At 62.1% G+C, this 26,385-nt stretch carries 24 protein-coding genes and 1 tRNA gene; 13 read left to right on the plus strand and 12 right to left on the minus strand.

The genetic code is table 11. From position 1 onward, the window contains the following. Positions 1-17: 17 nt before the first annotated feature. Both ACERK3_06915 and ACERK3_06920 read right to left on the minus strand, forming a co-directional pair. Entirely contained in the window at positions 18-623 is a 606-nt protein-coding gene (locus ACERK3_06915; protein ID MFA9478026.1) for a nitroreductase family protein, read from the minus strand. A 176-nt stretch (positions 624-799) separates the two neighbouring features. Beyond that, positions 800-3,544 carry a tetratricopeptide repeat protein gene (locus ACERK3_06920; GenBank protein MFA9478027.1) on the minus strand — a complete coding sequence of 915 codons (2,745 nt, stop codon included), beginning with the start codon at positions 3,542-3,544 and terminating at the stop codon, positions 800-802. 59 nt (positions 3,545-3,603) lie between these two features. Between ACERK3_06920 and ACERK3_06925 the strand changes: the two genes are divergently transcribed. The 11 genes from ACERK3_06925 to ACERK3_06975 all read left to right on the plus strand — a co-directional run bounded on the left by ACERK3_06925 (position 3,604) and on the right by ACERK3_06975 (position 12,242). Next, entirely contained in the window at positions 3,604-4,773 is a 1,170-nt protein-coding gene (locus tag ACERK3_06925; protein ID MFA9478028.1) for an aminotransferase class V-fold PLP-dependent enzyme, read from the plus strand. Positions 4,774-4,848: 75 nt separating this feature from the next. After that, entirely contained in the window at positions 4,849-5,076 is a 228-nt protein-coding gene (locus tag ACERK3_06930) for a hypothetical protein (GenBank protein MFA9478029.1), read from the plus strand. 287 nt (positions 5,077-5,363) lie between these two features. Next, positions 5,364-5,455 (plus strand) — tRNA-Ser (locus ACERK3_06935). Between the two features lie 219 nt (positions 5,456-5,674). Next, positions 5,675-6,025, plus strand: a complete 351-nt coding sequence (locus ACERK3_06940) for a hypothetical protein (GenBank protein ID MFA9478030.1) — start codon at positions 5,675-5,677, stop codon at positions 6,023-6,025. Beyond that, on the plus strand, positions 6,022-7,197 hold the full coding sequence (locus ACERK3_06945; GenBank protein MFA9478031.1) for a tyrosine-type recombinase/integrase: 1,176 nt from the start codon (positions 6,022-6,024) through the stop codon (positions 7,195-7,197). Before ACERK3_06940 ends, ACERK3_06945 begins: the two co-directional genes overlap by 4 nt. 116 nt (positions 7,198-7,313) lie before the next feature. Beyond that, positions 7,314-7,829, plus strand: coding sequence for a host-nuclease inhibitor Gam family protein (locus tag ACERK3_06950; protein MFA9478032.1), 516 nt, complete (start codon positions 7,314-7,316; stop codon positions 7,827-7,829). Positions 7,830-7,875: 46 nt separating this feature from the next. Continuing rightward, a complete protein-coding gene (locus ACERK3_06955) occupies positions 7,876-9,150 on the plus strand; it encodes an ATPase domain-containing protein (protein ID MFA9478033.1) in 1,275 nt (424 codons plus the stop codon). Positions 9,151-9,192: 42 nt separating this feature from the next. Continuing rightward, positions 9,193-9,648 carry a hypothetical protein gene (locus tag ACERK3_06960; GenBank protein MFA9478034.1) on the plus strand — a complete coding sequence of 152 codons (456 nt, stop codon included), beginning with the start codon at positions 9,193-9,195 and terminating at the stop codon, positions 9,646-9,648. 42 nt (positions 9,649-9,690) lie between these two features. Next, on the plus strand, positions 9,691-10,047 hold the full coding sequence (locus ACERK3_06965; GenBank protein MFA9478035.1) for a hypothetical protein: 357 nt from the start codon (positions 9,691-9,693) through the stop codon (positions 10,045-10,047). A gap of 40 nt (positions 10,048-10,087) precedes the next feature. Further along, complete coding sequence (locus ACERK3_06970; protein ID MFA9478036.1) at positions 10,088-10,258, plus strand: hypothetical protein; 171 nt, start codon at positions 10,088-10,090, stop codon at positions 10,256-10,258. Further along, entirely contained in the window at positions 10,245-12,242 is a 1,998-nt protein-coding gene (locus ACERK3_06975; GenBank protein MFA9478037.1) for a recombinase family protein, read from the plus strand. The genes ACERK3_06970 and ACERK3_06975 overlap by 14 nt, the downstream gene beginning before the upstream one ends. Before the next feature lie 532 nt (positions 12,243-12,774). Here ACERK3_06975 and chrA read toward each other — a convergent pair. The 8 genes from chrA to cysK form a co-directional block, all read right to left on the minus strand. After that, positions 12,775-14,217, minus strand: coding sequence for a chromate efflux transporter (gene chrA, locus ACERK3_06980; protein ID MFA9478038.1), 1,443 nt, complete (start codon positions 14,215-14,217; stop codon positions 12,775-12,777). A 113-nt stretch (positions 14,218-14,330) separates the two neighbouring features. Then, entirely contained in the window at positions 14,331-15,404 is a 1,074-nt protein-coding gene (locus ACERK3_06985; protein ID MFA9478039.1) for a sulfate/molybdate ABC transporter ATP-binding protein, read from the minus strand. Positions 15,405-15,407: 3 nt separating this feature from the next. Next, positions 15,408-16,304: a sulfate ABC transporter permease subunit CysW gene (gene cysW / locus ACERK3_06990; protein ID MFA9478040.1), complete on the minus strand. Its 897-nt coding sequence runs from the start codon at positions 16,302-16,304 to the stop codon at positions 15,408-15,410. 24 nt (positions 16,305-16,328) lie between these two features. Further along, entirely contained in the window at positions 16,329-17,162 is an 834-nt protein-coding gene (cysT, locus tag ACERK3_06995) for a sulfate ABC transporter permease subunit CysT (GenBank protein MFA9478041.1), read from the minus strand. A 42-nt stretch (positions 17,163-17,204) separates the two neighbouring features. Next, positions 17,205-18,602, minus strand: a complete 1,398-nt coding sequence (locus tag ACERK3_07000) for a porin (protein MFA9478042.1) — start codon at positions 18,600-18,602, stop codon at positions 17,205-17,207. Between the two features lie 85 nt (positions 18,603-18,687). Next, the gene (locus ACERK3_07005; protein ID MFA9478043.1) at positions 18,688-18,885 is read right to left on the minus strand and encodes a YezD family protein; all 198 of its coding nucleotides are present in this window, start codon (positions 18,883-18,885) and stop codon (positions 18,688-18,690) included. Positions 18,886-18,895: 10 nt separating this feature from the next. Next, positions 18,896-19,993, minus strand: coding sequence for a sulfate ABC transporter substrate-binding protein (locus tag ACERK3_07010; GenBank protein MFA9478044.1), 1,098 nt, complete (start codon positions 19,991-19,993; stop codon positions 18,896-18,898). Between the two features lie 46 nt (positions 19,994-20,039). Continuing rightward, positions 20,040-21,029: a cysteine synthase A gene (cysK, locus tag ACERK3_07015; protein MFA9478045.1), complete on the minus strand. Its 990-nt coding sequence runs from the start codon at positions 21,027-21,029 to the stop codon at positions 20,040-20,042. Between the two features lie 209 nt (positions 21,030-21,238). On the opposite strand from cysK, the gene ACERK3_07020 reads away from it, so the two are divergent. Beyond that, on the plus strand, positions 21,239-22,783 hold the full coding sequence (locus tag ACERK3_07020; protein ID MFA9478046.1) for a sigma-54 interaction domain-containing protein: 1,545 nt from the start codon (positions 21,239-21,241) through the stop codon (positions 22,781-22,783). A gap of 163 nt (positions 22,784-22,946) precedes the next feature. On the opposite strand, the gene ACERK3_07025 is transcribed toward ACERK3_07020, so the two are convergent. Then, on the minus strand, positions 22,947-23,582 hold the full coding sequence (locus ACERK3_07025) for a tyrosine-type recombinase/integrase (GenBank protein ID MFA9478047.1): 636 nt from the start codon (positions 23,580-23,582) through the stop codon (positions 22,947-22,949). On the opposite strand from ACERK3_07025, the gene ACERK3_07030 reads away from it, so the two are divergent. Continuing rightward, positions 23,538-24,674, plus strand: coding sequence for a hypothetical protein (locus ACERK3_07030; GenBank protein MFA9478048.1), 1,137 nt, complete (start codon positions 23,538-23,540; stop codon positions 24,672-24,674). The two genes, ACERK3_07025 and ACERK3_07030, sit on opposite strands and share 45 nt — an antisense overlap. Before the next feature lie 300 nt (positions 24,675-24,974). Here ACERK3_07030 and ACERK3_07035 read toward each other — a convergent pair whose 3' ends face one another. Next, the gene (locus ACERK3_07035) at positions 24,975-26,288 is read right to left on the minus strand and encodes an SLBB domain-containing protein (protein MFA9478049.1); all 1,314 of its coding nucleotides are present in this window, start codon (positions 26,286-26,288) and stop codon (positions 24,975-24,977) included. Between the last annotated feature and the right edge of the window lie 97 nt (positions 26,289-26,385).

The following is a 26,385-nucleotide window of genomic DNA, read 5'->3' on the forward strand; positions in this document are numbered from 1 at the left end:
CCGCCATCATGCCAAGCTCATCGCTGCACCAGCGGCGACGGCTTGCCGAACGCCTCGCCGAAGATGAACTCGTCGAACGCCTTGCGTGTGCGTGGGGCGACTTCGTCGTCGCGCATCTTTTCGGGCAGGGATTGCGGATCGCCGCCGTAGCCGATCGCGCAGCCGGTCTGTGGCTCGAAGTCTTCCGGCACGTTGAACACCTCGCGTACGCGGTCGGGCTCGATGCCCGCCATCTGGTGGAGGAACAGCCCTTCCGCCGTCGCTTGCGCGGAAAGGTTGCCCATCGCCAGGCCCAGGTCATGTTGATGCACCCGGTTGAACTTGCCGCCTCGCGTGAACGTCTTTTTCGTCAGACCGAGCATCACGACGGGCGCGCCGCTGGCCCAGCTCGCGTTGAACTCGACGAGGCAACTGAGCACTTTCTCATACTGTTCGGGGTCGTCTTTCGTGCCGACGATAAACCGCCAGGGTTGTTCGTTGAACGACGAGGCCGACCACCGCGCCGCTTCAAACAGGCGGAGCAGTTTGTCTTGCTCTACCGGTCGGCTATCGAACGCTCGTGGGCTCCATCGTCGCGAAAGCACATCGAGTATCTCATGGTTCGGCTTAGCTGGCTTGTCCATTTTGCAACCTTTCTCTTGAATCAAAACTATCAAGCGATACGCACACGCTTCGCCCGCAGATGCACGACCTCGGCCGCGTTCGAACCGCAGGTGAACAGTGCGACTATCGTCGCGCGGTGCACACCATTGGCGCATCACATCAACGATCCAGTGTAACAGCGCGGGTAACGCCCACGTCAATCGTCTGATTCAAGAAAGCGGTCCACCGGCGAGGCGGGGTCGATCTCGCGTGCCTTTTCCGCAGCGCGACGCGACGCCTCGCCATCGCCCACGCGCGCGTAGAGCGCCGCGAGGCGAACCTGATGCGTCGCTCGCGTGGGTTCGAGCAGGGCAAGGCCTTGCAGGTGGTGCAGCGCCTGCTGCATATCGCCGCGCTGCATGTGAATGGTGGCCGCCAGTTCGCGATACGTGCCGTTGTAGGGTTCGCGTTGCAGTGCACGCTCGGCGGACCGCCCTGCCGTGTCAAGGTTGCCCATCCGCCGATGAATCTGTGCAAGCTGATGCGCCCATCGGCCGTGCTGAAGCTCCTGCTGATCGAGGTATGTCAGCGCGGCGACGGCTTCGTCATCCCGGCCGAGTTCGAGCGACAGTTCCACCAGCATGCGGTACGACCACGGGTCGACCGGCCGAGCGTCGGCGTAACGCATCACCGCCCGCCGCGCCGCCGCCGGGTCGCCCGAATCAATCGCGCGATGCGCGAGCATCAGCAGCAGCTCCGGATGACGCGGGTGTTCGTCCAGCAGTTCCGACAGTTCATCGGAGCTCTCGGGTTCACTGCGGCCGGCGAGAATGTCGCGCAACCGCTCACTGGTGTCGTGTTGTGCAAGGCCCCACTGCCGAACCTGATCGTGCGCCCACTGGCGAAACGCGCTCATGAACCCATCGCCATCCAGGCCGGTCACCTGTTCGATGGCTGGCACATCTTCCACGCCCTTGGCATGCAGGTTGAGCATGTCGACGATCGCGTCATGGCCGAACCGGTGCACAATGAACTCATGCATCCAATGCGCCTGTGCATACGCCAACGGGCGATCGCGCGGCGTACGCGGCCTCACGAAACCCCAGTTGATCGTCTCCAACGTGAACAGCTCGTCTTCGTGCAGCGCCCACGCGAGCAGTTGGGCCGTCGAGTAGTTGCGCTCCACGTACTCTTCCGCCACGGCACACGCTTCAGTGAACCAGTGCGGCACACGGTTGTTCGTCTGCGACAGGTTGAGCGTGTGCACGTACTCATGCCGTAAGACATTTGGCCAGTCGAACGTCCCGCGTTGTCTCGCGCCCTCGCGAGGCGGCGTGATCGAGATCACCGGCCCGGTCGCAGCGCCGATCGTCCAGATTTCCGGCATGCCGGTGATGCGTACGCCGAACCATTGTTCGTCGGGCATGATGTCGATTTGTGTTTTGCGATCTGGCGCGTGGCCGTAGAGGGCGACCAACTCTTCGTGAATCTGTTCGAGTCGCTCGGGCATATCGCGGGCGAGCACTTCGTCAATGCCCTGCTTGTAGCGGATGATGAAATGATCCGTTTCGATCGTTTCATACTGCAACAGTTCCTCGGCCAGTTGCAGTGTGTTGTTGGCTCGTCGATTGAACGGGTCCATCCGCGTGACCAGCGCAAGCTCACGACGGGCCGCGTCAATGTCGCCTGCCTGCATGAGCATCAAGCCAAGCTCGATGCGCGGTGCTGTTGCGTTCGACTGCCGGTTAAGCGCTTCGCGCAGCATGCGCTCCGACATGTCATATTGCCGAGCAAGCGACAGATATTCGCCGGCAAGCAACGGGCCCAGCGGCGAGCCGGGCGACAGCTCGTCATGCCGCGCCATCGCTTCGGCGGTCGCATCGTCGTCGTACGCCATCGACTCGACCGCCACCGCCAGCGCGATCAGCTCCCGCTGCTCCGGGTAGCGTTCGAGCGCGGCGTGCAGCGTTTCGCGGGCCGTATGCGGCTCGCGCTGCACGAGGCGCATGTGCACTTCCAGCAGGTCGGCAAGCAGATGTTCATCGTTGGTCTGACGCAGCGCGTCGATCGCTTCGTTCGCACCATCGAAATTGAAGCCGCGTGCTGACATCCGCCCAAGCCGATACCACGCTTCACTGCTGCGCGGGTTCAGCGCGAGCGTTTCAAGCAGCGCTTCGACCGCGTCGGGCCGGTTGTCCTTTTCCATCAGCAGCTCGGCCTCGGTCAGATGAGCGGGCCAGTACAGCGGGTCCAACCGCTGCCGAGCGTCGGCGAGCTGGTTCATCGCCACCTGGTAATCGCGGGCCGGCCGACCTTCCAGCTGCGCGAGCATCACCAGCGCCCGCGCCGCCGCGGTCTGCTCCGCCGGGTCGTCAAACTGCTGCGGTGCACGCTCCTGCCACGCGCGCAACACGTTCGTCGCACGGTTCAGCTCGCCGCGCTGCTCGTGCGCCTGGGCACGCAGCACCGCCGCCTGCACGCTGTCCGCTTCTTCGAGCAGTTCGATCACCCGCGAGGGCTCGCCGCGATGCAGCGCCGCCCGCGCTCGCAGCATCGGCTCCACCTGCTCGTCGGCCAGGCTGGGGTGGTTCAACTCAAACCGTTGCACCGCAAGCGACGCCCGTTCGTCCGGGGTAAGCTCGTCTTCGTCGGGCAGGTCGTCCCATCGGCCGTGGAAAATCTTGAGCTGCCGACGTTCCTCGTCGCTGATGATCGGATCATCGAGCAGGCGGTCGACCAGTGGCGCACGCTCGATCTGCTCGCTCAGCGCGGGCCCTTGTTGATGCTCGGTCGCGAGATCGCCCGGCGGGTAGATTTCCTCGTCGTCCGGCGGGCCGGGCTCCATCCCCGCATGCCCGCCCGGGTGGGCCGCCGCGGGCATGACCACGCAAAACGACAAGATCCACGCCAGCACCCACCGGCGTAAACCGGGGCGACCCATCCGTGCTACGGTAAACTGCATACTTCCGCCTCTCCCAAGTGGATCAACCGACCCGTGATAGTTTAGGATTCCAACCAGCTATGAGCCATGATTCTTCCCAACTTGCTGCCTGCCCCGGCTCGGACGTGTTTCCGATCCTCGACGAAATGGCCTTCTTCAACCACGCCGGCGTCGCGCCCATCTCCGGACCTGCCGCCGACGCGCTCGCTCAATACGCCGCCCGCGCCGCCAGTCACGCCTACGTCGACTCAGGCTGGTACCGTCGTGTCCGGGAGGTCAAACGTGCCGCCGCGACACTCATCAACGCACGCGGCGAGCATGAAATTGCCTTCGTCCCCAACACCACCGCCGGCCTCGCTCAGGTCGTCTACGGCCTGAACTGGCAACGCGGCGACAATGTCGTCATCACCAACGTCGAATACCCCGCCAACCGCTACCCCTGGCAAGACATCCAACAGCGGCTCGGGGTCGACCTGATCGAAGTGCCCCAGCAACCCGACGGCCGCATCGACGTCGACGATGTGCTCGACGCGATCACCGACCGCACGCGCGTGGTCAGCCTCTCACACGTTCAGTTCGCCTCCGGCCATCGCATCGACCTCAAGCCCATCAGCGACACGTTGCATCAACTGCCCAGCGGCCGAGGCTACCTCTGCGTCGATGCGATTCAAAGCGTCGGCGTGCTGCCGGTCGACGTGCAGGCGATGGGCATCGACTTCCTCTCCGCAGACGGTCATAAGTGGATGCTCGGCCCGGAAGGTTGCGGCATCTTCTACTGCCATGAAGACCTCGCCCCCCTGCTGCGCCCGACCATCGTCGGCTGGATGTGCATGGTCGATGCGCAAAACTTCGGCGACTATCGCTTCGAACTGCTGCCCGACGCGCGACGCTTCGAGCCCGGCAGCTACAACATCCCCGGCATCTACGCGCTGGGCGCGAGCATTGACCTGCTGTTGGAAACCGGCATCGACAAGGTCTGGGCACGCATCGAATCGCTCACCGCCCGCCTATGCGAACGTCTGCCGGAGAAAGGCTACCGCGTCTTCAGCCCGCGCGACCATGCGGACGAGCGCAGCGGCATCGTCATCTTCGAGCCGACGGATGATGCCAAGCCCCCCCTGCCGCAGATCGTGACGCAGTTGCAGCAGCAAGGCATCGTGATTGCGCTGCGCGAAGGCCGACTGCGTGCGAGCCCGCACTACTACAATCGGCTTGAGCAGATCGATCGACTGATCGACGCGCTGCCGTGAGCCGAGTCGCTATGGCGACCGGGTGTATCGCTGTAGGAATCGGTTGCTGATGAAAATGAAGTGAAGGTGAAGCGTATGCAATGCAACATCGACGCGCGTGGCCGATCGGTTCGACTGGTGGCGGGACTGGTGACGGCAGCGGTTAGCATTCTGCTGATCGCCCTGCTGTTGATGAATCTCGTGCAAGGCATGGCATGGTGGATCGTGGCGATCGCGGCGGGCCTAGGCGGCGCGTTTCAGATCTACGAAGGCTGGGCCGGCTGGTGCGTGTTGCGTGCAATGGGTTGGCGGACGCCGATTTGAGGCACCCGTTACGAGCCAAGCATCGCCGGCGTCTGGCGGACGCGGCCCGGCTGCCTGGCTGTGATGTGAGACAGGATGCGATGCCTGCCCGAGCCGATGAGGCGAGGTCAATCGTGAGGCGTATGGCAAGCAGTACTGACCAAAATGGTTTGACGTTAAAGTGAATGATGTTCTTCAATTGCGAGACTGGACACCGATTTGCTCGGGGGGTAGGATGATCGCTCATTCATGGCAACGAATGTGTTTTGCGACACAGGATTGTGCCGAAAAAATGAATGATGCCTTCAGGAGAGGTGGCCGAGTGGCTGAAGGCGACGGTTTGCTAAACCGTTGAAGGGGGTACATCCCCCTTCCGGGGGTTCGAATCCCCCCCTCTCCGCTTAAATGGTCCGTATGAACGCAAAAGCGTCTACGGACCATTTTTATTGCCCATCGCCCCCACCCGCGGGACCCCACTGTCCCCGTTTGGTCCCCAAAGGGCCTAAGTTCGGGGGGCGCGGGGGATGCGGTCCCCGCCTTGCCCACCTCCACCTTCCAGTCGTCACGGTAATTTCGTGTACCAATGGCCGTTCTGCGCATCCCCGTCGACAAACGGGGTATGAACAAGCAGCACACCCGACCGTCGTCCGCCGCATCCCCACCCTCCGGTCCGCTCACCATCGAGGAGGTGGCGGCGGCCCTCGCTCCACTCGCCGATCAGTTTCCACCCATCCTGTCGCTGGAGCAGGCTGCGAAGCTCAGCCATTACACGCCCGGCTCGCTGAAGAAGCTGGTCAGTCAGGACCGCTTCCCCGACAGCGCGATTCGTGCTCGACCGCTGCGGTTCTGGCGCGATCGGTTCACGTTGGAGGTGTTCAATGGCACCACCTCGCCCCGCCGATCGGCCAAGCCCTTCAAGGAAGAGCCGAAGGCCACACACCACGCCAACACGGAGACGCCCAAGCGATGAAGCTGGCCAATCGTCACGCTTGTGAAGGGACGGTGCCGCGCATCACCATCGGTCAGCGGGTGTACCGCCGCGCCGATGGCAGTCGATACGTGAGCAACACGTGGACCGCCCAGTGGTCGTACGAAGGCAAGCATCATTATGAAGCGCTCCAGACACGTCGGAAAGATGCGGCGCTGCGGAAAGCATTTTCGATCTGCGAGCGGATTCGGGCTGGCGAGGTGAAACCGAAGAAGTACGCGCTCACCATCGCAGAGATGCGAGAGAAGTACCTCGACCTCAAGCGAGGGGAAGGCCGAGCGCCCAAGACGGTTCAAAAGTATGAAGCCGGGCTGCTGTCGCTGGTGGCGTGGTCGACCACGGTCGGCCGGCGATCGGCCACCAGCTTCACCGCCGACGATTTCTGGCGCTACAACCGTTGGCTGGCGGACAACGGCGCCAGCGAGAAGACGCGATACGACCGGCTCATCCTGATCAAGCAAGCGTTCAAGTGGGCGCACAAGCAAAAGTTGCTGGCTGAGAACCCGCTGGTCGGCGTCAGCCTCAGCGAACCTACCCCGACCGAGCAGCCGTGCTTCACGCCCGATCAGGTGTCCACGTTGCTGCGGGAAGCGGACCCGCATGAGGCGGCGATTTACGCCACCATGGCCTACCTCGGCCTGCGCATCGGCGAGGTACGTGAACTCCGCTGGTCCGACATCCTCTTCGACGCCGGCGAGCATGGCGTGGTGGTGGTTCGGCGCGGCGGCTCAGGTGGCACGACAAAGAACCGAGGTGTGCGCCGCATCCCGCTCAACCCGGCCCTCAAGCCTTACCTGGACACCGTTGAGCGCAAGTTCGAGCGGGTCTTCACGGCTCGCCCTTCACCCAAGCATCCAGCCGGCGGCAGCCCGATCAGCGAACGACGGCTGTTGCTGTCACTCAAGCGGCTGTGCAAACGATGCGGGTTCAACAATCCGAACCAATACAAACTGCACACCTTTCGCCACGTGTTTGCGTCGATGTGCGCGAGGTCGAACATCGCGTACAAATACGCGCTCACGTGGCTGGGCCATTCGGACTCCAAGATTTTAGACATTTATTACACGATGTTCGATGACGTCGCCGGCGAGGCGATGCAGACCATCGTCTATCCCACACAACCCCCGTCAAAACCGCCATCGGAAGGCAAATGAGCCGAGGAGGCGGATCGTTACCATCGCCGCCCCTCACGCCTGTTCAGGGAAAGCACCGTCCGCACCGAGCATGAACATTGCCAGCAACGATTGGCTCATCAACAAGGAACATCACCATGCAACCCAATAACGATCCACATCATGACGAGTCCGATTCACAGAAGTTCGAGGAAGCAGAGGCGTATGGCCTGCCCGAGCAATTCGAGGTGCGTGACGACGACTCGGCGAACTGGGTCCTGCGCAAGATCGTGGAGGCGCGGCAGTATGCGCAGCGCGTAACGACGTGGGCGGAGCAGGAAAAAAAACGCGCCGAGCATCAGGAGGCGTTCTTCTGGAACCGCTTCGGCATGCAACTCCGGCGCTGGACGCAGCGGCAGATCGCTGAGCGCGGCGGCAAGCGCAAGAGTCTGGACCTGCCCGCCGGCCGGGTCGGGTTCCGAGCCGGCAAGGAGAAGCTCGTCGTCTGTGACGAAACAGCGGCGATCGCGTGGGCGGACACGCACTGCCCACAGGCCATCCAAGCGAAGCCTCGCCTGCTGATCAGCGAACTCCAACAGCACCTGAACGACACCGGCGAAGTGCCCGAGGGCGTCACCGTGCAGCCGGCCGGGGAAAGTTTCTACGTCAAGTAACCCATCACATTGTGCATCGCAGCAATCCAATCGAAAAGGAAGAACCATGACTCACCAGCCACACGACCGACACCTCGCCAGCAGCCTGCTTGCCGCACCAGATACCCCGCAGGCCGACCTGCCCCTGAGCGACGAAATGGCGTTCCTTACTGACGCGCTCAGCCAATTCGCCGTCGGCGGGCTGTATCTGCTCGGCGGCACGCCGGGTTCAGGCAAATCGCTTCTGGCGTTGCAGGTGGCGCTGGACCTGGCGAAGAACGGGCACAAAAGCCTGATGCTCCTGACCGAGCAAGGCTCGGCCGCACTCAAACAGAGGGCCATCCACATGGCCAGCGACCTGCCGCCGGAGCAGGCCAAGGCGGCGATCGGCGCCATCGACTACAACGACACGTTGCGCGATGTGGCCAGCCTGCCCGCCTACGCCGCGCGGGAAATCCTCAGCCCCCACGGTCGGCATCACGGGGTCAAGCTCGTCGTGCTCGACAGCATTCAGGGCGAAGGCCTCGCCGGTGCCGCCACGAAGGCCTACGGCAAGGTGTTGGAATTCGGCCGACTCTGCGCCAGTGCCGGCATCACCACCGTCCTCGTCTCGCATGTGACCAAGCGAGGTGACCTCGCCGGTCCCAAGACGCTGGAGCACGGCGTTGACGGCACCCTCCTGCTTCGACGAGCGATGCTCAATACGCTGTTGGCCGTCCGCAAAAACAGGTTCGGCCCACCACTGCTGCGCCCCATGCCGCTGGTGATCGATCCGTTGACGATGCGGCTCGCGCCTGCCCCGCATGCCGAGGCCCGGCCGGGCGCTGCCCGCACCTTCAGCGGCAGTCTCGGCCTGATGGAAGTTCAAGCCGCCGTGGCGGTGCCGCCGGATGGCCGCGTGGGCCGGACCACCGCACCGGGCCTGCCGCGCAAGGAGATCGAGCAGTTGCTCGACTGCATCGGCCAGATCGAGGGGCTGGAACTGAGCGACCTGGACTACCGCATCCAGTGTCGGCTGCCGCGCAGCGGGCAGTACATCGCCCACTTCGGCCTGCCGCTGTGCATCGCGCTCGTCGCCAGCTTCACGCGTAAGCCCGTGCCGGCGGATCACCTGTATCTGGGCGAAATCGATCTGTTCCGTCAGGTGCGCGAGGTGGCGCCGCCGGTGCTCGATGCGCTTGTCACCTCGCTGGCCGAAGGCCAATTGCCCTCACCGTTGACGTTGGTGGTGCCACCATCTGCGCTGCCGCACCTGCCGGCTGAAAACCCACCTTCGCTGCGGCTTGTGCCGTGTGCGACGCTCGAAGAGGCGATCTATGCCACCTGGCCTGAACTGCGGTGATCTCCATGGACTCACTTCTCATGACCTTGGGAGAAACGCATCATGAAACGTCAATTGCCCATGCCTGACTATGCCCTGACGCTGTTGCATAAACAGATGTGCATGAAATGCGGTGCTGGTTTCACGCGTGATCATGTTTCGCATATCGGGATATGCCATTGCAGGGGCGGCCACTATTTCTTCTACGCCACCGTCTGCTCGAAATGCGAAGAATCCGTGACGGTGATCGTGACGACCCAGGGCGAGATGACGGTGCAACGGTTGGCCGACGAGTTGGGCGGTCAGGTCCAGGGCCAGACCGAAGACGCCGTCCCCCGTGAAGGTGGCAACGATCTGTCGCCGTCTCCATCAGCCGGGCCACCCCCTCGGCCGATCGGTGCCGCGGAAGTCGAGCGTTTTCTGGCAGTGATGCACAAGGCCAAAACGTATGAGGAAGTCCTGCGAGCCATCGGAATGACATCGAAGGAGATCAGAAAGTATCGCTACAAGCGGTCATAACCCTCATGAAAGACGCGCCCCGCCATGGTAAGGAACATCACGATGCAGACCATCAATAACTGGGAAGTGCGATTTTATGGCGACCCCGAATCCCCACTGCCTCGGTTCTATCTGGAACTGGTGCATCAGCAGTCGAACCTGCGGGTCGGTGGCTGGCTTATCCGGTTCGACGATGGCACGGTGCTTGACGACTACGACGAGAGCGACCTGATGCTACCGATGCGGATGGCGGATGATCTGCTCGTCAACCTGCTTGATTACTGGTGGGACGACCTGACCGAGGGATTCTGGATCGAAGACGCGTTGGAGTGGCTTATCGACCCTGCCTACGGCAGCGCCGACGATACACAAGAGGTCAAAGGCTTGATCGAACGGGCCATCCTTTTCCACAGCCAGTAGTCCGTCACAACCGTCGCTGAGAAAAAAGAAGGAGTTTTTCATGGCCATTCGGAAGAACCAACCAACGGCCCCGTGCATCGAGCGCATCGCCGTACGACCGGCTTCAGAGGAGGAGTCGGCGACGGCGATCGCCGCGCTCGATGCGTTGCTGGTGGAGTTGGTCCATCAGGTTCGAGCCGATCAGGAGGGGGAAACCCATGACGATCAATGATGTACGACGTGAAGACAAGTGGCGCGGTCTGCGCTTCATTATTCTGGTTCGCCAAAGCGACGACAGCCAGGGCAGCACGAGCACCGAAGCTCAGTTGCAGTGGCTCCGAGCGGAGGGAGAGCGGCTGGGCATGGTGCTCGTTGACGAGATTATTCTCAACGGCGTCACTGGATCGCTGCCTGGTAAGCGCGACGACCTGCCACAACTGCTCGACCGCAAACGCGATCAGGACGACTTCGACGTTCTGGTCGTCCAGAGACTGGATCGGTTGACGCGCGGCGGCACCAGCCACGGCTTCTGGATTGATCATGAATTCGAGAAGGCGGGGATTACCATTCTCGCCACCGGCGACGATCTGCCAGAGGATGGCCGTTATGGTGGTCTGATCAAGGCTGCCAAGTATGACGCCGCCCGCGAGCAGGCCCGCTCCATCGGGCAGCGGTCGGTGCAGGGCATGATGCATGCCATCAAACAAGGCAGAAATTGCGTCGCCTCGCGCACGTCCTATGGCTGTGATCGCCTTTATCTGACAAGCGACGGCAAGCCGTCGTTCGTTATCCGCAATCTCGCTGATGGGCGGCAACATAAGCTGACCCACGACAAGAATGAGATCATCGACACGCTCGGCCAAGCCGGCGGGGGCGTGAAAGGCCACTACCGCAAGCAGAAGGACGAGCATGTCTTGATCGTGCCCGGCGAGGATGTGAAGGTCGGCGTGGTGCGCGACATCTTCGACCTGCACTACAACCAGCACTGGGGCGGAAAACGCATCGCCGACTTGCTCAACCGTCGCGGCATCCGCTCGCCAGCCGGCAAGGGCTGGAGCCAGCGGCAAGTTGAGTCGATCTACGAAAACCCCATCTACTGCGGCGTCGCGCTCGGCCAACGGATCAGTCAGGGCATCTATTATAAGCGTGGCGAACAGCATCCCGAGGCGGTCAATCTGGACGCCAAGACGCTGGCCAATTGCCATGTCGCGCCCAAGCAGCATCGCCCGCCGACAGAGTGGTTGTGGCAGGACCAGCCGTTGATGAAGGACTTCCTGCCCGAACCGGTCGCCGTCAAGGCGCGGCAGGAGATCGAGAAAGTGTTGCTGGAGCGATGGCAGCGGCGTCAGGACCCCACGCAGCCCACGCGATCGACGAACAAGCACAAAAACAGCGCCTACATCCTGACGGGCCTGCTGTTCGCGAAACAGGACGGCGAAGACCTCAGCGGTGTGATGTGCGGCAACGAGGGCCATCGCAAGCGCTACTACCGCAATCGCAAGGCCAACGCCACCTACTGCAAAGGGTCGGTGCTCAACCGTCTCATCTCCGCCGAAGCGTTGGAGACGGCCGTGGTCAAACTCCTGCGCAACGTGTTGCTCGATGCGCCGATGCTGCGCGAGCGGGTCCTGCAAGCCATCGCCGATCGTCCCTCCACCGATGCCAGCCGAACACAACTGGCCGAAGCTCAGCGAGAGCGGGATGCGATCGCCAAACGCGTGCAGTTGATCTTTCAGACCTTTGACGACGCCGACCTGGCGGATGCCAAGCCCGTATTGAAGGGCCTTAACGCCCAGGGTCGTGCCCTCGAGCATCGCATCGCTGAACTGACTCGTGCGTTGGAATACGTGGACGCTGACTCGGCCCCCGAAGAACTGGCCGACCGTGTCATCGAGCGTCTCAGCGGCATCGACGCCCAACTGCCCAACCTTCCCGCCGTAACCCTCCGCAACGTGCTGCGAGCATTCGTGGAACGGATCGAGGTGGACATGGCCAGCAAAAACGCCGCCGTCAGTCTGCGGTTGCCGCCTTGGGCGCTCCACAGGGGCGATTTGGCGATGTGCCTCGCACCCAGTTCAGCGTCACCAACTGGGCACGAGACACATCAGCACGACGGGTTGGTGATCCACCTCACCCACGCCGACTGCCGGTACGTTCACACCCGTGGCAGCACGACCGTGCCGCCGTGCTATGACTGCCGACGGCGGGCGGCGTAAGGGGCACTCTGCGCCAATCTGGTGGACGGCTGACTCGATCGTCGCACGTCGGTCGATCAACATGATAGAGGGCGCCACAACCATCCCTGTCCCGCAATCATGCAACGCTGCCGCCGCAGGCCGCAAGTGTCTACGGGACCGATCTTTGACAAGTAAATACTGGCTCAGGCCAGGCACCGGTTAACCATGCCTACCTCAAAATGGGCAGATCACCTCTGGTCGCAGCCACTACGGCCGCACATTCGTTTCGATGCGATCGACTTGAGTGACGCATTCGACGATGCCATGAGCATGTTGTGCGGCGACGAACACAGGATCACCATGTATGTGGTCTGTCACGGAATACACTACACGATCCGTGAACTGAGTGTTACCAGGCAATCGATCAGGAAAGCACAGGCGGGGATGCCGCTTGGCTCCTGCAAGGTAGGTACGTCAGCAGCTAAACCGGTGTTGTCGCGAGCCGGTTGTATAGCTGCGATGGGTGCGCGACACGTACGGGGTTTTCGCTGCATTGAGCCTGCGCCTTGATTCACGTACCTGCGCCGCCATTGAAAAGCAGGAACCATGCCATCCCCACACCCGCCGCGACCGCCAGCGTGCGGATCATGCCCCACTTGAACTGGAACATGGCAATGAACGCTCCGGCGGTGATAAGCAACGACGCCACGTTAATCGTCGCCCACTCCGGTACAAGCAGGCGAACACCGAACCCGCGCCACTCTTCGATGCGATCGAACATCACATGAACACCGAACCAGATCGCCAGGTTCAGCACCACACCGACGACAGCGGCGGTGATGGTCGACAGTGCAGCGCTGAGCACCTTATTGCCCCGCAGGTGTTCGATGTAGGGCGCGCCCAGGAAAATCCACAGGAAGCAAGGCGTAAACGTGACCCACGTCGTGACGATCGAGCCGAGGATGCCCGCCATGATCGGGTCGAACGGTTCCGGGAAGCGGTACGCGCCCATGAAGCCGACGAACTGCACGATCTGAATCAGCGGCCCCGGCGTGGTCTCGGCCATGCCCAGCCCGTCGAGCATCTCGCCGGGCATCAGCCACTGGTACGTCTCCACCGCCTGCTGGGCAATGTAGGCCAGCACCGAATAGGCCCCGCCAAAGGTGACCACCGCCGCTTTGCTGAAAAAGATCGCCTCGGCGGCCAGCACATGCTCGCGCCCGAACACGGCCACCAGCGCCGCCACCGGTACGAACCATAGCGGCAGCCAGACCGCCAGCACCTTCAACGTTCGGCCCCAGCTTGGCCGGGTGTGTGCCTCGGCATGATCCGCCAGCGCCGCCGCCGGGCCGTTGTCTTCGCCGTGCCCCTTGAGTACCGCGAACAGGCTTGGCCACAGTCGACCGCCGATCAGCCCGAGCAGGCCCGCTCCGAGCACGATGATGGGAAACGGCACCTCGAAGAAGAAAATGCCGACGAACGCCAGCGCCGCGATGGCCACCATCAGCCGATTCTTCAATGCCTTGCTGCCGATGCGGATCACGGCCGAGATGACCACCGCCAGCACTGCCGCCTTGAGTCCGAAGAACAGCGCCTGCACCAGCGTCGCGTCCTGGTAGACAGCGTAGATCAGCGACAGCGCGAGGATCGCCACGAAGCCCGGCAGGATGAACAGCCCGCCGGCCACCAGCCCACCGCGCCAGCCGTGCAGCAGCCAGCCGATGTAAGTGGCCAGTTGCTGCGCTTCGGGCCCGGGCAGGAGCATGCAGTAGTTCAGTGCGTGCAGAAAGCGGTTCTCGCTGACCCAGCGTTTCTCGTCGACGAGGATGCGGTGCATGACCGCGATCTGCCCCGCCGGCCCGCCGAAGGACAACGCCGCCACCCGGCACCAGACCTTGAAGGCTTCGCCGAACGAGACGCGATGGCCGGTAAAGGCGCTGCTGCTTTCCGCCAGCAATGTCGCACCACTTGCCGTCGATGTATCACAGGGAAGTTCAGAATGATTGTCAGACAATGCGATCACTCCAAGCAAATCGCACTGGCTTTCACCCAGTAGCGAGACAGCCATTCTGACCGAGGGGGCGAAGCTTGTCCACGGGTAACGCCGACCGGCGTCTGCCGTGCCGATTACTCTTCCTCGCCATCAGCAAATACGCGGATGTGCCGTGGGCGGACGTACACCTTGCTGCCGGCTGCCAGGTTCATCGTCGCGAAGCGTTCCTGAGAGATTTCCGAAGTTAATCGCTGATTGGCGCTGGTCAGCAGTTCGACGCGTGCCAGCGGGCCGGCGGAATGAACGCGGACGACTTGCGCTTCGAGCGACGGCAGACCGTTGGTCTTGGTGTCGATCGTCACGTCATAGGGGCGGATGAACACGCGGGCATCGCCAGCGATCTGCCTGCGATCTTCGGGGAATGGAAGCTCCAGTGAACTGAACTGGACCGTGCCGCCACCGACGCTGCCGTGGAAGGCGTTGACGTCGCCGAGGAAGTGCATAACGAACTCGGTTGCGGGGTGGTGGAATACATCGTCGGGCGTGCCGACCTGTTCAATCTTCCCTTGGTGCATGACGACGACGCGGTCGGCGACCTCCAAAGCCTCGTCCTGGTCGTGCGTGACGAAGACGCTGGTGACGTGCAGTTCGTCGTGCAATCGACGCAGCCAGGCACGCAGTTCCTTGCGGACCTTGGCGTCCAACGCCCCGAACGGCTCATCCAACAGCAGCACCTTGGGTTCCACCGCCAAAGCGCGAGCCAGTGCGACGCGCTGACGCTGTCCGCCGGAGAGTTGGTGTGGGTAGCGACCGGCCAGGCCATCGAGTTGCACGAGCTTGAGCAGTTCATGCACCTTATCGCGAATGAAGGCCTTGCTCGGCCGGTCGCGCCTGCGCTTGACGCGCAGGCCGAAGGCGACGTTCTCAAAGACGCTCATGTGACGAAACAGTGCGTAGTGCTGGAAGACGAAACCGACCCCTCGCGAGCTGACGTGCCGGCGGGCGACATCTTCGTCATGAAAGTGGATCGAGCCTTGCTCGGGGTCGGCCTGCTCCAGGCCGGCGATGATGCGCAGCAGCGTCGTCTTGCCCGATCCCGAAGGTCCGAGCAGCGCGACCAGTTCGCCGGAGTTCACGTGCAGGCTGACGTCGTTCAACGCTTTGAACGTGCCAAAGGTCTTGCTGATGTTTTTAACTTCGATGCTCATGGTTCACTCTCCTGAACTTTCGCGAGTGGCGATGGCCAGGTCGCGAGCGATTTTCCATTCCACAACCGACTTCACCACCAGCGTGACCAGCGCGAGCATGGCCAGCAGTGACGCCACCGCGAACGAGGCGGTGAACATGTAGTCGTTGTAAAGCACTTCAATATGCAGCGGCATTGTGTTGGTTTCGCCCCGGATGCGGCCGGAAACGACGTAGACCGATCCGAACTCGCCCATGGCTCGGGCGTTGCAGAGGATGACGCCGTAGATCAGGCCCCACTTGATGTTCGGCAGCGTGATGCGCCAGAACGTCTGAAACCCGCTGGCCCCGAGGGTGAGGGCGGATTGCTCTTCTTCCGTGCCCTGAGCTTGCATGAGCGGGATGAGTTCGCGCACCACGAAGGGCATCGTGCCGAACGCGCTGACGATGATGATCGCCAGAGGTGTGAAGATGATCTGAATGCCCCACTCGCTCAGCGTCGGGCCGAACCAGCCGCGAGCGCCGAAAAGCAGGATGAAGATCATGCCCACGACCACCGGCGAGATGGCGAAGGGCAGATCGATGATGGTGATCAGGACGCTCTTGCCCCGGAAGTCGAACTTGGCGATCGCCCACGCGGCCGCGACGCCGAACACAGTATTCAAGGGCACCACAATGGCGGCGGTGATCAGCGTCAGACGGATCGCAGACAGCGAGTCGGTCTCACGGATGGCGGCGAGGTAGACCTGCAAGCCCTCCCCAAACGCATATGTGAACACGAGCACCAGCGGCATCAGCAACACAAGACTGATGAAGCCGAGCGCGATCGCAATCAGTGTCCTTCGAACCCAGGCCGACTCGCCCACCGCCGCTGGCAGCGGCGAGGATGAGGCGTGTGGTTGTATTGATGTTGCGATACTCATCTGTTCAAGTTCCTTTTTCGAGCTTCAGCCCTGGTATCGCCTGCTCCACCATTGCAGCAGATTGATCGCCAGCAGCAGGATGAATGCGGCGGTCAGCATGACCACGCTGATGGCGGTGGCCCCGTTGTAGTCGTAGTCCTCCAGCCGCACGACCACGAGCAGCGGCGCGATCTCCGTTCGGCCGGGCATGTTGCCTGCAATGAAAATCACCGAGCCGTACTCGCCCAGCGCCCGTGCAAACGCGAGGGCGAACCCGGTCAACAATGCCGGCAGCACCGCCGGGAAGATCACCCGGCGGAAGGTTTGAAGCCGGGACGCCCCCAGGCTCGCCGATGCTTCTTCGATTTCTTTCTCCAGGTCTTCAAGTGCCGGCTGAAGCGTTCGCACGACAAACGGCAGGCCGATGAGCGTGAGTGCGATCACGATGCCGACCCAGGTGTACGCGATCTGGATGCCGATCATGTCGAACCACTTGCCGATCCAGCCGGTGCGGGCGTAAAGCGTGGTCAGCGCGATGCCCGAGACGGCGGTGGGCAAGGCGAAGGGCAGGTCGACGATCGCATCGATCAGCCGTTTGCCGGGGAAGCTGTATCGCACGAGCACCCAGGCGACGATGAAGCCGAACACCGCGTTGAGCAGGGCCCCCACCAGCGAGGCCCCGAAGCTCAAGCGGTACGCGGCAAGCACACGCGGGTGGGCGATGCCCTTGGCCCAGAACTCGCTGAAACTCATCTGCGTCGCCGCCAGCACCAGTCCGCCAAGGGGGATCAGCAGCAGCAGCGTCATGTAAAGCAGCGTGAACCCCATGGTCAGGCCGAAGCCGGGCAGAACGCTGTGTTGTTTGAGTCGCAATGCCATGTCGCCCCTCTCGTGCGTGCATTCATGCGGCGGTGCCGCGTGTTAAAAACGAAACTGCAACTGAGCCCGCGCGGCAAGCTGATCGCCGGTTTCCGAAATCAGCAGTCCCTGGCCGGTGTTGGCGACCGGCACCGGGTCGAGGGCGTAGACCACCTCGAACGTCAGCTTGGCGTTGTGGCGATGCAGGTAGTAGTTCGCACCGACAGTGAGCAGGCTCACATCGCGCTGCGTGAGGTCGCGCGATCCGCCCTGGATGCCGCCGGCGTTGTTGCGGTAGTAGACGTTGTCGAAGTCGATCCACTCGTATCGGCCGAACAGTTCCACCTTGTCTGGCACGACGAACGCAGCCGCCTGGACGACCGCACCCCATTGCAGCGCTCCGTCAAGATTGTCCGGCAGGCCATTGAGCGAATCGGCGCTGAATCGCTGGCCCGTGATTGAGCCGAACATGCTGAATCCGTTGAGCTTGGCGGTCACATCGCCGGTCCACTTGAACACATCCGGCCGATTGAAGTCATTGCGCGTTCGGCCCCACTCGTAATCCGCGGCCGCACCGAGCAGCACCGCCACCTGGTCGCCGCTCCAACTCTGGTAGTCGCCGAACTGTCGCCAGCCGCGCGATACGTCATCGGCGACCAGCAGGTACTCGGCCCGGCCGGTGAGGGCGATATTCGTGCCTTCGTTATTGAAGTCGGTGCGAGCGTTGTACGAGCCGTTGTGTACCGTACCCGTCAGCCGAAGCCGATCCCACGGCTGCCAGGCAAGCTGCACGCCCTGGGCAAACTTGGTTGTGAAATAGTCGGCCGTGTACGAACGCTCGGCGGCAAGCTGGTTCGGTGCGCCGACGTTCTCCTCATGCAGGAACGAGGGCTTGAGCTGGCCGACACGAATGCTCAGATCATCGTTGAAGCGGTAACCGATCCACGCCCACGCGGCGCTGACCGATCCACCATTGCTTGAGTCCAGCCGCAGACGGTAGGTCCAGTTCGGGTTGATGAAGTGGCCCTGAAAATCGGTCTGCAATCGACGGAACTGAAAGCCGCCGGTGTCGCGGTCATCCGCTTCGCGGCGCTGATTTTGGATGTAGCGCACTTGGCCGACGATGCCCAGCCGCAACTCGTGGTTGCCGTCGTCGCTACGGATGAAATAGCCTCGGTTGTAGCCGGCCTGTACCGCCTGACTACGTCCATCGGCATCCGCGAGCGTCTCGTTAACCAAGGCACGCACTTCCTCTGCCCGGCGCTCGTCGAGCCAGCTATCGCTTTCGTCGGTCGCCCGCAGCCGCTGCAACTCAGTGTCCTGCGCTTCGACGCGTGTCTTGAGCGCGGCAAGCTCAGCCTCCAGTCGTTGCAGACTGGTCGAGTCGTCGGCGAATGCCGTCGGGTTGTGTGCCAGTGCGAACAAAATTCCAGTTCCCAAGAGTGTTGCTGTCGTTTTCATAACCGAAGCTCCTTGTAACCGGCCGAGGCAGTACAGGGCCGGCCTAAGTGAAGCTCCGGTTGTCCGGTCGCTTGCGTATTTGTTGTTATCCCGACACACGTGTGTCGAGCGGGTTGTCGAATCGTTGTTTCTCGCTGACTTCAAGCTGGACCACATGCCCATCGTGAATCGTCAGCGTCAGTTGCCCGAACCGCAGGCCGGCTGCTTTGCGTTGCACCTCCGCCAGCCAGGCACTCTCGCGCAACGGCGGGGCACGATGGTGTTGTGATGCATCGGTTGGCATGGGTCATCCTTCACGGGGTGTAAATCTGGTCGAATGTTCCGCCGTCGCGGAAGTGCACGCGGTTGGCTTCGTCCCAACCGCCGAACACGTCGTCGATGGTGAACATCTCCACGTCGGGGAACTGATCGCGGTATTTTTCTTGAGCTGCCTCGGCCACCGGTCGGTAGTAGTACCGACCTGCCAGGTCCTGCCCCACGTCGGTATAGAGATATTCCAGGTACGCTTGTGCCACGTCGGTCGTACCATGACGCTCGGCGTTGCGCTCCACCAGCGCCACCGTCGGCTCGGCAAGAATGCTCACCGGCGGCACGACCATCTCTAGGCCCGCTTCGTCCAACTCCCGGCTGCCAAGCAGAATCTCGTTTTCCCAGTTGATCAGCACATCACCCAGCCCACGTTGGATGAAGGTGTTGGTCGCGCCGCGGGCGGCTGTGTCGAGCACAGGCACGTTGTTGTAGATTGCCGCGACAAAAGCTTGAGCGGCCTGTTGAGCCGACGCCACCTCGTCGGCATGGGCGGGGTCGTTCAGCTTGGCCACAAAGTCCGGGCCAAGCTCGCGCTGAAGTGCCGCGCCCCACATGGCCAGGTAGTTCCACCGTGCCACGCCAGAGGTTTTGGGGTTGGGCGTAATCACCTCCACATCGCTTCGGGTCAGGTCCTCCCACGTGTGGATGTTCTTCGGGTTGCCCTTGCGCACCAAAAAGGCGAGCGTGGACGAGTAAGGCGCGTTGTTATGCGGCAGCTTGCCCTGCCAGTCACGCGGCAGGCGGTCGGTCCGCTCGGCAATCGCGTCGATGTCGGCCGCAAGCGCCAGCGTCACTACGTCGGCTTCCAGGCCGTCGATCACCGCACGCGATTGACCGCCCGAGCCGCCATGCGACATACGGATGCGAACACGCTCGCCGGTCTGCTCATACCAGTGCTCGGCGAACGCCTGGTTGAACTCACGGTACAACTCCCGCGTCGGGTCGTACGACACGTTCAGGATCGTGCGATCCGTCGCTGCTTCGGAGTCGCCACAGCCGGTGAGCGACAGGCTCCCCAACAGGGCCGCGCCCGCCAGCGTGGCAAGGGTGTATGACTTGGCTCGGGTTCGTAACGATTTCATGGTCAGGTTTCCTTTCGCAGGTGCTTCGTTTGATGCAAGACGGTTTTCAAATCCGGACTTCAGCCCGGTGGTCAGGTTCCGCGTCAATCAGTTTCCTTCCGATCAGATCGAACAGCGGCGTCGTCAGGTAGCGCTCACCACTACTCGGGGCGAACGTGACGATGGTGTAATGCCGGTTCTCCGGCTCGGCCGCTATGCGTGCGGCGGCGGCAAGGTTCGCCCCCGTGCTGATCCCGGCCAAGATGCCCTCCTCGTGCGCCAGCCGACGCGCCCAGTGGATGGCTTCTTCCGCCGAGACGCGCTCGATGTCGTCGAGCAATTCACGATCAAGGTTGGTAGGTACGAAGCCCGCGCCGATGCCCTGAATGCGATGCGGTCCCGATTCGCCACCCGAGATCACCGGTGACTCGGCAGGCTCGACCGCCACCGCTGCGAGGTCAGGGTTCTTCTTGCGCAGGTAGCGTGTCGTGCCCGTGATCGTGCCGCCCGTGCCCACACCGGCGACGAGGACGTCGACCTTGCCATCCGTGTCCGCCCAGATTTCCGGCCCAGTGGTCTGCTCGTGAATGCGCGGGTTGGCGGGATTGTCGAACTGCTGCGGCAGCCAGCCGACCGATGTCTTCTTCAGAAGTTCATGGGCACGCTGAATCGCGCCCTTCATGCCCAGCGGGGCGGGCGTCAGTTCCAGGTTCGCCCCGAGCCCGCGCAGCAGCGCCCGCCGTTCGTGGCTCATTGATTCGGGCATCGTGAGCGTCAGCTTGTAGCCCTTCGCCGCCGCGACGAACGCCAGCGCGATGCCGGTATTGCCGCTGGTCGGCTCGATGATGTGCGTCCGGCCCGGCTCGATCTGGCCCGCCTGCTCCGCCGCCTCAAGCATCGCCCGACCGATGCGGTCCTTGACGCTCGACAGCGGGTTGAAAAACTCCAGTTTCAGCAGCACGGTCGCGTGCTCCGGCGGGATCACGCGGTTCAGCCGGACCAGCGGCGTGTGGCCGATGGTGCTGGTGATGTTCGGGAAGGTGGTGTGGTGCGGCACAAGGGGCTCTCCGGTGGCGTGGTCAACAATGGAACGTCCACCTGCTTAGAACAACCGTCGTGCCAGAGCGCAACATGGCCATTAGTAGCTTTTAATGCGTCACTTACGTTTTTAGGCCAGAATGCGGACCTTGGGATTCCATCTCATTTAACGGATTTAGCCGTTATATATTATGGACAACCGTGCTAAATGATGGTCTATTGGTTCCGATGGATCAGTTCCGCACCCTGCTTCTGGACGTGTGGCGCGAGGCGTGCCGGCACATCGAAATCGAGCGGTCAACCGAGACGATTGCCCGCATCCTGCCTCACCGCTTGCCCGTGGACCGCCTGGTCGTGTTTGCCTTTGACTTCACGCAAGGCCTTGCCATCCCGCGCGCGGACAGTCTCACCATTCCTCAGGATGTCGCGCCGCCTCGAACGTTGCGATCACCCGACCGCCGATTGCTTGAAGCGTGGTGCCGACGCCATGAGGTCATCCTTCACCGCCTCGGCGATCAGCAGCACGATGTCCTTCGCCTGCTCGCCGGCTCACCGCTGGATGGCAGTTGGCTCGCCGCGCCGCTGACCAGCGAGCATGGCTACGCCGGGGCCCTGCTGTTGCGCGCCCACCCGCCGGCGGAGTTCGAGCCGGAGCATGCCCGGATGGTTGAGTTGTTGATCGAGCCATTCTCTGTCGCATTGGAAAACGACCACCGCCTGCACGAACTCGACGCCTTGCGCGAAGCTGCCGAGGCGGACAAGCGATCAGCCCTCTCTCGTCTCGGACGTGAAGATTTAGTCGACACCATCGTCGGCGACGACGGCGGTTTGAAGGCAGTGATGGAACGCGCAGCTCTCGTGGCCCGTTCCGACCTGCCGGTGCTGATCCTTGGCGAAACCGGATCGGGCAAGGAAGTCATTGCCCGCGCCATTCACGAGCAGTGCCCGCGCGCCAAAGGCCCGTTCATTCGCGTCAACTGCGGCGCAATTCCGCCGGAGCTGATCGACTCGGAACTGTTTGGCCACGAAAAAGGCGCGTTTACCGGCGCGACCGCGTCCCGACGCGGCTGGTTCGAGCGAGCCGACGAAGGCACGCTGCTGCTTGATGAAATCGGCGAACTGACGCCTGCCGCACAGGTTCGCCTGCTCCGCGTGCTTCAGGAGGGAACGTTCGAGCGGGTCGGCGCGGAACGGCCGATCCATGTCAACGTTCGCATCATCGCCGCCACGCACCGCGATCTTCCCGCCATGGTGCAGGCCGGGCAGTTCCGCGAAGACCTCTGGTATCGCGTCGCCGGCTTCCCCATCGTGCTGCCGCCATTGCGCGAGCGCAAACAGGACATCCCCGCGCTCGCCACACACTTTGCCGAGCGCGCCGCAAGACGATTCGGCCTGCGTACGCAATCGCCGACTTCCACCGACCTGTCACTGCTCACCAACTACGATTGGCCCGGCAACATCCGCGAACTCGCCTCCGTGATCGACCGCGCCGCCATCCTCGGCGACGGCCATCGCCTGGCGATTGCCCAGGCCCTCGGTGGCGTCACCAGCCCCGACGCCACTCGGCCAAGTCAAACGCTTAACCCAACCGCACAACGCAACACGCTTGCCACCCTCGACGAAGCGACGCGGCAACACATCGAAGCTACCCTGGCCGCCACCCACGGCCGCATCGAAGGTGAACGCGGAGCAGCGAAACTGCTCGACATCAACCCTCACACCCTGCGTGCTCGCATGCGAAAGCTGGGCGTGGACTGGGCAAAGTATCGCTGACCATGCAAGACGCTCAATGGTGATCGCTATGTCGCGATGGCGAAACAAACTGAATCATCTACATTGAACCGACCCGCATCCCTTCAACACACTTCCCCGCCGGACACCGCTCCGTCTGCCAAGGCCGCGTTGCGCCTGAGCAACGAGGCCCCTGCCGACACGTTCATAAAGACGATGCTAGGGTAACACCTTCAATGGGCCGCAAGCCCGTATTCTGTGCGAAAGCACTCGGTCCCCGTGCCAGTCCCCAAGCGTCGGTCACCGTACGTCCCTGAAAGTAGACGATAATGTGTATTTCCGGTTTGCCAATCGACAGTATGTTACGACAAAGGCGACTGTTAAAGAATTTCAGAGAATTCCCAAGAATTGCCTTGACGAATCCCCCCCTCTCCGCTTCCCCTGCCATAGGGCCAGAAACCCCGTGTTTTACGGGGTTTTCTTTTGCGCCCACTATGCCGCCCCGCTGATCCGCAGTCATGCCGGCAGCGCATAGCGGCGCAGGCTGGCGCGATGTTTCGCGGCCCGATCCAGTCACCAGAGCAGTCACCTTGCCGCCCTCGGTCCCCGTCGCGGCCTGCTGCTCAGCGATCGGCGCGACCACCGGCAGCGCCGCCAGGGCTGCGGCCTGTTGGTCATCGTCGGTTTTGAGATATCGCTGTGTCGTGGTGATGCTGGCGTGACGGGCCAGCGTCCGCACTGTCTCCACGGATGCCCCGCTCTGGCCGATCGCGGTGCAGAAGCTCACGCGAAGCGCATGGAAGTCGAAGCGGCCTTGTGCGGTGTCGTAGGCGATCCCTATCGAAGGCTCGCTGACATCGGCGTGGACGGCTTTGTAGTAGAAGCGGCGGCGGCGGCGTTGGAGACATCCGAGAAAGGCGAGTCTACATCGAGATACCTCTGCAACTTTATGGCCGCGCTCCTGCTCATCAAGGCCTATGCACCATCAACGCCGCTACGCTGGCTCAACGGCGTCAAGGATAATTTGGAGCAATGGAGTGCGATGCGCCACGCACCCACCGTTCTGGAATCAGAAATTTACTCGCTAGCCAACCTTTTCCACAGTGACGCGAAGGGGCAATTACGGCGATGCGCATCAGGCGTGGTCGTATGCTTGGCCGACGGTTTGGCGGCGCACGAATGGCGATGGCTCAACGATAAGTGGCGACTCGCATCCTCAACTGAGCCCCGGCGAATTCTAGGAGCGACGCTCATCTGGTCAGATGAGGCGCTTTCTAACGAGATCGACGATTTCATCACCAATCGTCGTTGGACGACGCACCGTCTCCTGCATCATCTGCTGGCGTGCGGCGCGGCCATCGCATCGGTCGCACGCATCGACGATCTCCCCGCTGTGCGTGGCCCGATCGTCGTCATTCATCCGAACCTGTTTCCTCGCCAGCAACAGGAACAAATCGCCGGGTACGAATTTGGATCTGTACTAACCATTGGTGGCGCCGGTGCGACCTTCCCAATCCCGTGTGACTCGCCACCCGTTTCCAGTGCGACTGAGGATGAAGAGCCGTTTAGCTGGGTCAACGAGCTACCGTTTCAACATGTGCCGCTCGATTTCATTCAGCACTGCGCTGATAAAATCAATGTCGCGTCGCACAACTTGCGGGTTCTGACGCATGCGGACTCGATTCACTTGATGGTCATGCAAACATCGCCGCGTAAAGTCCGTCTGCTGATTCGCAATGACGACGCCATTTACCTGAGTACGGAAATTGATGCGGGTCAGAATATCAAGTGTGTCACAGTGTTGTCCGGTTTTATAACATCGTCCATTGAACCCAGTGGCTCTCGATTCAGAGTGAAAGTTCCCTTACGGGGCATGGCGATCGTTGACGTGACATTTGAGGCAGAGGTGATGTGTCCATCACAAATGAACTGAAATTGGGCGCTTCAGGGTTCTGTCTGGGTAGCCGGGGTGAACACACGCCAATTGACAGTTTACGGAATCTAATCGATCCCTCTGTCCAGCCCAATGGCCGGCGCAACTCTCCCTGTGCGCAACCCATCAAACGGGATTTCTCTCGAAAAGTTCGCGCATTCTTTTAACAGCAAAATGGGCTTGGAATCCGGAGTTCGCGCGCAGCGTAAGTGCGGATAATTTCAGCGTTTGATGCTGTTAAACACTTTTTTGGAGCGGTTGGTGGCGCGCGTTAAAAGCGCGAACTGGTTCGTGTTGCGCTTAGGGGTCGACCACCACATCGCCTGCCTGCAGCCAGGGATTCTCCGCCTCGCCTTCGACCAGGTCTTTCACGCGGATATGCGGCAGCCGGCGTTCACTGCCATCGGGCTGCTGACGCACGATCTCGATAACGGCAGGCACCCCCGTCCACTGTATGTTGTCCGCCGAGGCGATCAGTTGCAGCAGCGTCATGCCGTCCTCCGGCAGCACATAGGCACCGGGCCTGCCGACCGGTCCGGTGATATAGACGACCTGCCTCGCAGGCTCCGCGCCAGCCGCTGCTTCGAGTTGCCCATCAGCGTCGGCAGCGGCCAGTTGCAACTGCGCCTCGATCAACGCTTGCCGTGCCTGCTCTACGTCGTCCGGCGACGCCCGGCCCGCGTCCAGCAGTTGATGCACGCGATCCAGTTGCCGCTGGCGTAACGCCACCACGTTTCGCAGCAGATCGACACGTTGCGCGTCCGCATCGCCCGCCTCGGCCACCGGCTTGTCGCCCTCCCCGTCGCCAGCTTCTGGCTCGCTTGCCAGCCCGACCTGCCGGTCGATCAGTTCTTGCATCGTCATGCCCGTCTGCTCTGCGAGCCGACGATCGACCGCCTCAACATCGGTTTCCCAGTGGGCCGCATTGTCGTTGAATGCTACGCTGATGCCTGTGTCGTCGCTGTGCTCGGGTCGCTGGAAGACGGCAATCGTATCCTTGTCGAAATCCTGGACGAGGCTCGGCACGAGAATGTAGGACGCATTTCGCCGCAGCCAGTCGTGCTGACGTTGCTGCGGCCATTGGTCGAAGTCTGCAGGTAATTCCACCTGGCCCGTCGGAGAAAGGAGATAGTCGGCGGTGACGATCTGCCTTTCGTACAGTACAGCGACATCGTCGGGCAGAGGGCTGTCGCGATCATGCTGGCCCACCATTTCTATTCCTACCATCACCATAGCTTGGTGAATCCCGCGTGCCTGCGTGATGGACTGTTGGCGTCTGGTGATCGTGTTGGTTTGTGGCTGCTGCTTCCGCCACTCGTCGTCGTCAGCACGAACACGTTCGAGGAGCATTCGCTCGTCATCGGCTTGAGCGTCTGGATGCGTCAGCACGAGTTGATCGCCTTCCCAACGGGCGACCAGCCATGCGTCCTCGTCGTCGTTGAGGTAGATCTGCAGTTGCTCATCATCTTGGACGTATCGGCCGGTCGTTGAAACCTCGCCCGGTCGATCTTCCGCCACCACACGGCCATCGGCCCGAAACTCGATGACGAATGGTGACGTCCGGTCGGCCATGCGCCATCCGCCATGACCAGCGACCGCCATGTACATCCGCATTTACGTGAATCCAACGTCAGCCACGCCGATTTCGCTTCAGCGAATCGTTCCATATCTAGCGGTCAGCCCACCACTTGCCTGCGTCAGAGTTTCTGAA

This window comes from Phycisphaerales bacterium AB-hyl4 (genome assembly GCA_041821185.1).
Taxonomy (GTDB): domain Bacteria; phylum Planctomycetota; class Phycisphaerae; order Phycisphaerales; family Phycisphaeraceae; genus Natronomicrosphaera; species Natronomicrosphaera hydrolytica.

What these genes read in the sequence shown, in the direction of transcription:
- ACERK3_06915 (MFA9478026.1), bottom strand. Translation starts at nt 623, where the DNA reads ATGGACAAGCCAGCTAAGCCGAACCATGAGATACTCGATGTGCTTTCG.
- ACERK3_06920 (MFA9478027.1), bottom strand. Translation starts at nt 3,544, where the DNA reads ATGCAGTTTACCGTAGCACGGATGGGTCGCCCCGGTTTACGCCGGTGG.
- ACERK3_06925 (MFA9478028.1), top strand. Translation starts at nt 3,604, where the DNA reads ATGAGCCATGATTCTTCCCAACTTGCTGCCTGCCCCGGCTCGGACGTG.
- ACERK3_06930 (MFA9478029.1), top strand. Translation starts at nt 4,849, where the DNA reads ATGCAATGCAACATCGACGCGCGTGGCCGATCGGTTCGACTGGTGGCG.
- ACERK3_06940 (MFA9478030.1), top strand. Translation starts at nt 5,675, where the DNA reads ATGAACAAGCAGCACACCCGACCGTCGTCCGCCGCATCCCCACCCTCC.
- ACERK3_06945 (MFA9478031.1), top strand. Translation starts at nt 6,022, where the DNA reads ATGAAGCTGGCCAATCGTCACGCTTGTGAAGGGACGGTGCCGCGCATC.
- ACERK3_06950 (MFA9478032.1), top strand. Translation starts at nt 7,314, where the DNA reads ATGCAACCCAATAACGATCCACATCATGACGAGTCCGATTCACAGAAG.
- ACERK3_06955 (MFA9478033.1), top strand. Translation starts at nt 7,876, where the DNA reads ATGACTCACCAGCCACACGACCGACACCTCGCCAGCAGCCTGCTTGCC.
- ACERK3_06960 (MFA9478034.1), top strand. Translation starts at nt 9,193, where the DNA reads ATGAAACGTCAATTGCCCATGCCTGACTATGCCCTGACGCTGTTGCAT.
- ACERK3_06965 (MFA9478035.1), top strand. Translation starts at nt 9,691, where the DNA reads ATGCAGACCATCAATAACTGGGAAGTGCGATTTTATGGCGACCCCGAA.
- ACERK3_06970 (MFA9478036.1), top strand. Translation starts at nt 10,088, where the DNA reads ATGGCCATTCGGAAGAACCAACCAACGGCCCCGTGCATCGAGCGCATC.
- ACERK3_06975 (MFA9478037.1), top strand. Translation starts at nt 10,245, where the DNA reads ATGACGATCAATGATGTACGACGTGAAGACAAGTGGCGCGGTCTGCGC.
- ACERK3_06985 (MFA9478039.1), bottom strand. Translation starts at nt 15,404, where the DNA reads ATGAGCATCGAAGTTAAAAACATCAGCAAGACCTTTGGCACGTTCAAA.
- cysW (MFA9478040.1), bottom strand. Translation starts at nt 16,304, where the DNA reads ATGAGTATCGCAACATCAATACAACCACACGCCTCATCCTCGCCGCTG.
- cysT (MFA9478041.1), bottom strand. Translation starts at nt 17,162, where the DNA reads ATGGCATTGCGACTCAAACAACACAGCGTTCTGCCCGGCTTCGGCCTG.
- ACERK3_07000 (MFA9478042.1), bottom strand. Translation starts at nt 18,602, where the DNA reads ATGAAAACGACAGCAACACTCTTGGGAACTGGAATTTTGTTCGCACTG.
- ACERK3_07005 (MFA9478043.1), bottom strand. Translation starts at nt 18,885, where the DNA reads ATGCCAACCGATGCATCACAACACCATCGTGCCCCGCCGTTGCGCGAG.
- ACERK3_07010 (MFA9478044.1), bottom strand. Translation starts at nt 19,993, where the DNA reads ATGAAATCGTTACGAACCCGAGCCAAGTCATACACCCTTGCCACGCTG.
- ACERK3_07020 (MFA9478046.1), top strand. Translation starts at nt 21,239, where the DNA reads ATGGATCAGTTCCGCACCCTGCTTCTGGACGTGTGGCGCGAGGCGTGC.
- ACERK3_07030 (MFA9478048.1), top strand. Translation starts at nt 23,538, where the DNA reads ATGGAAGTCGAAGCGGCCTTGTGCGGTGTCGTAGGCGATCCCTATCGA.
- ACERK3_07035 (MFA9478049.1), bottom strand. Translation starts at nt 26,288, where the DNA reads ATGCGGATGTACATGGCGGTCGCTGGTCATGGCGGATGGCGCATGGCC.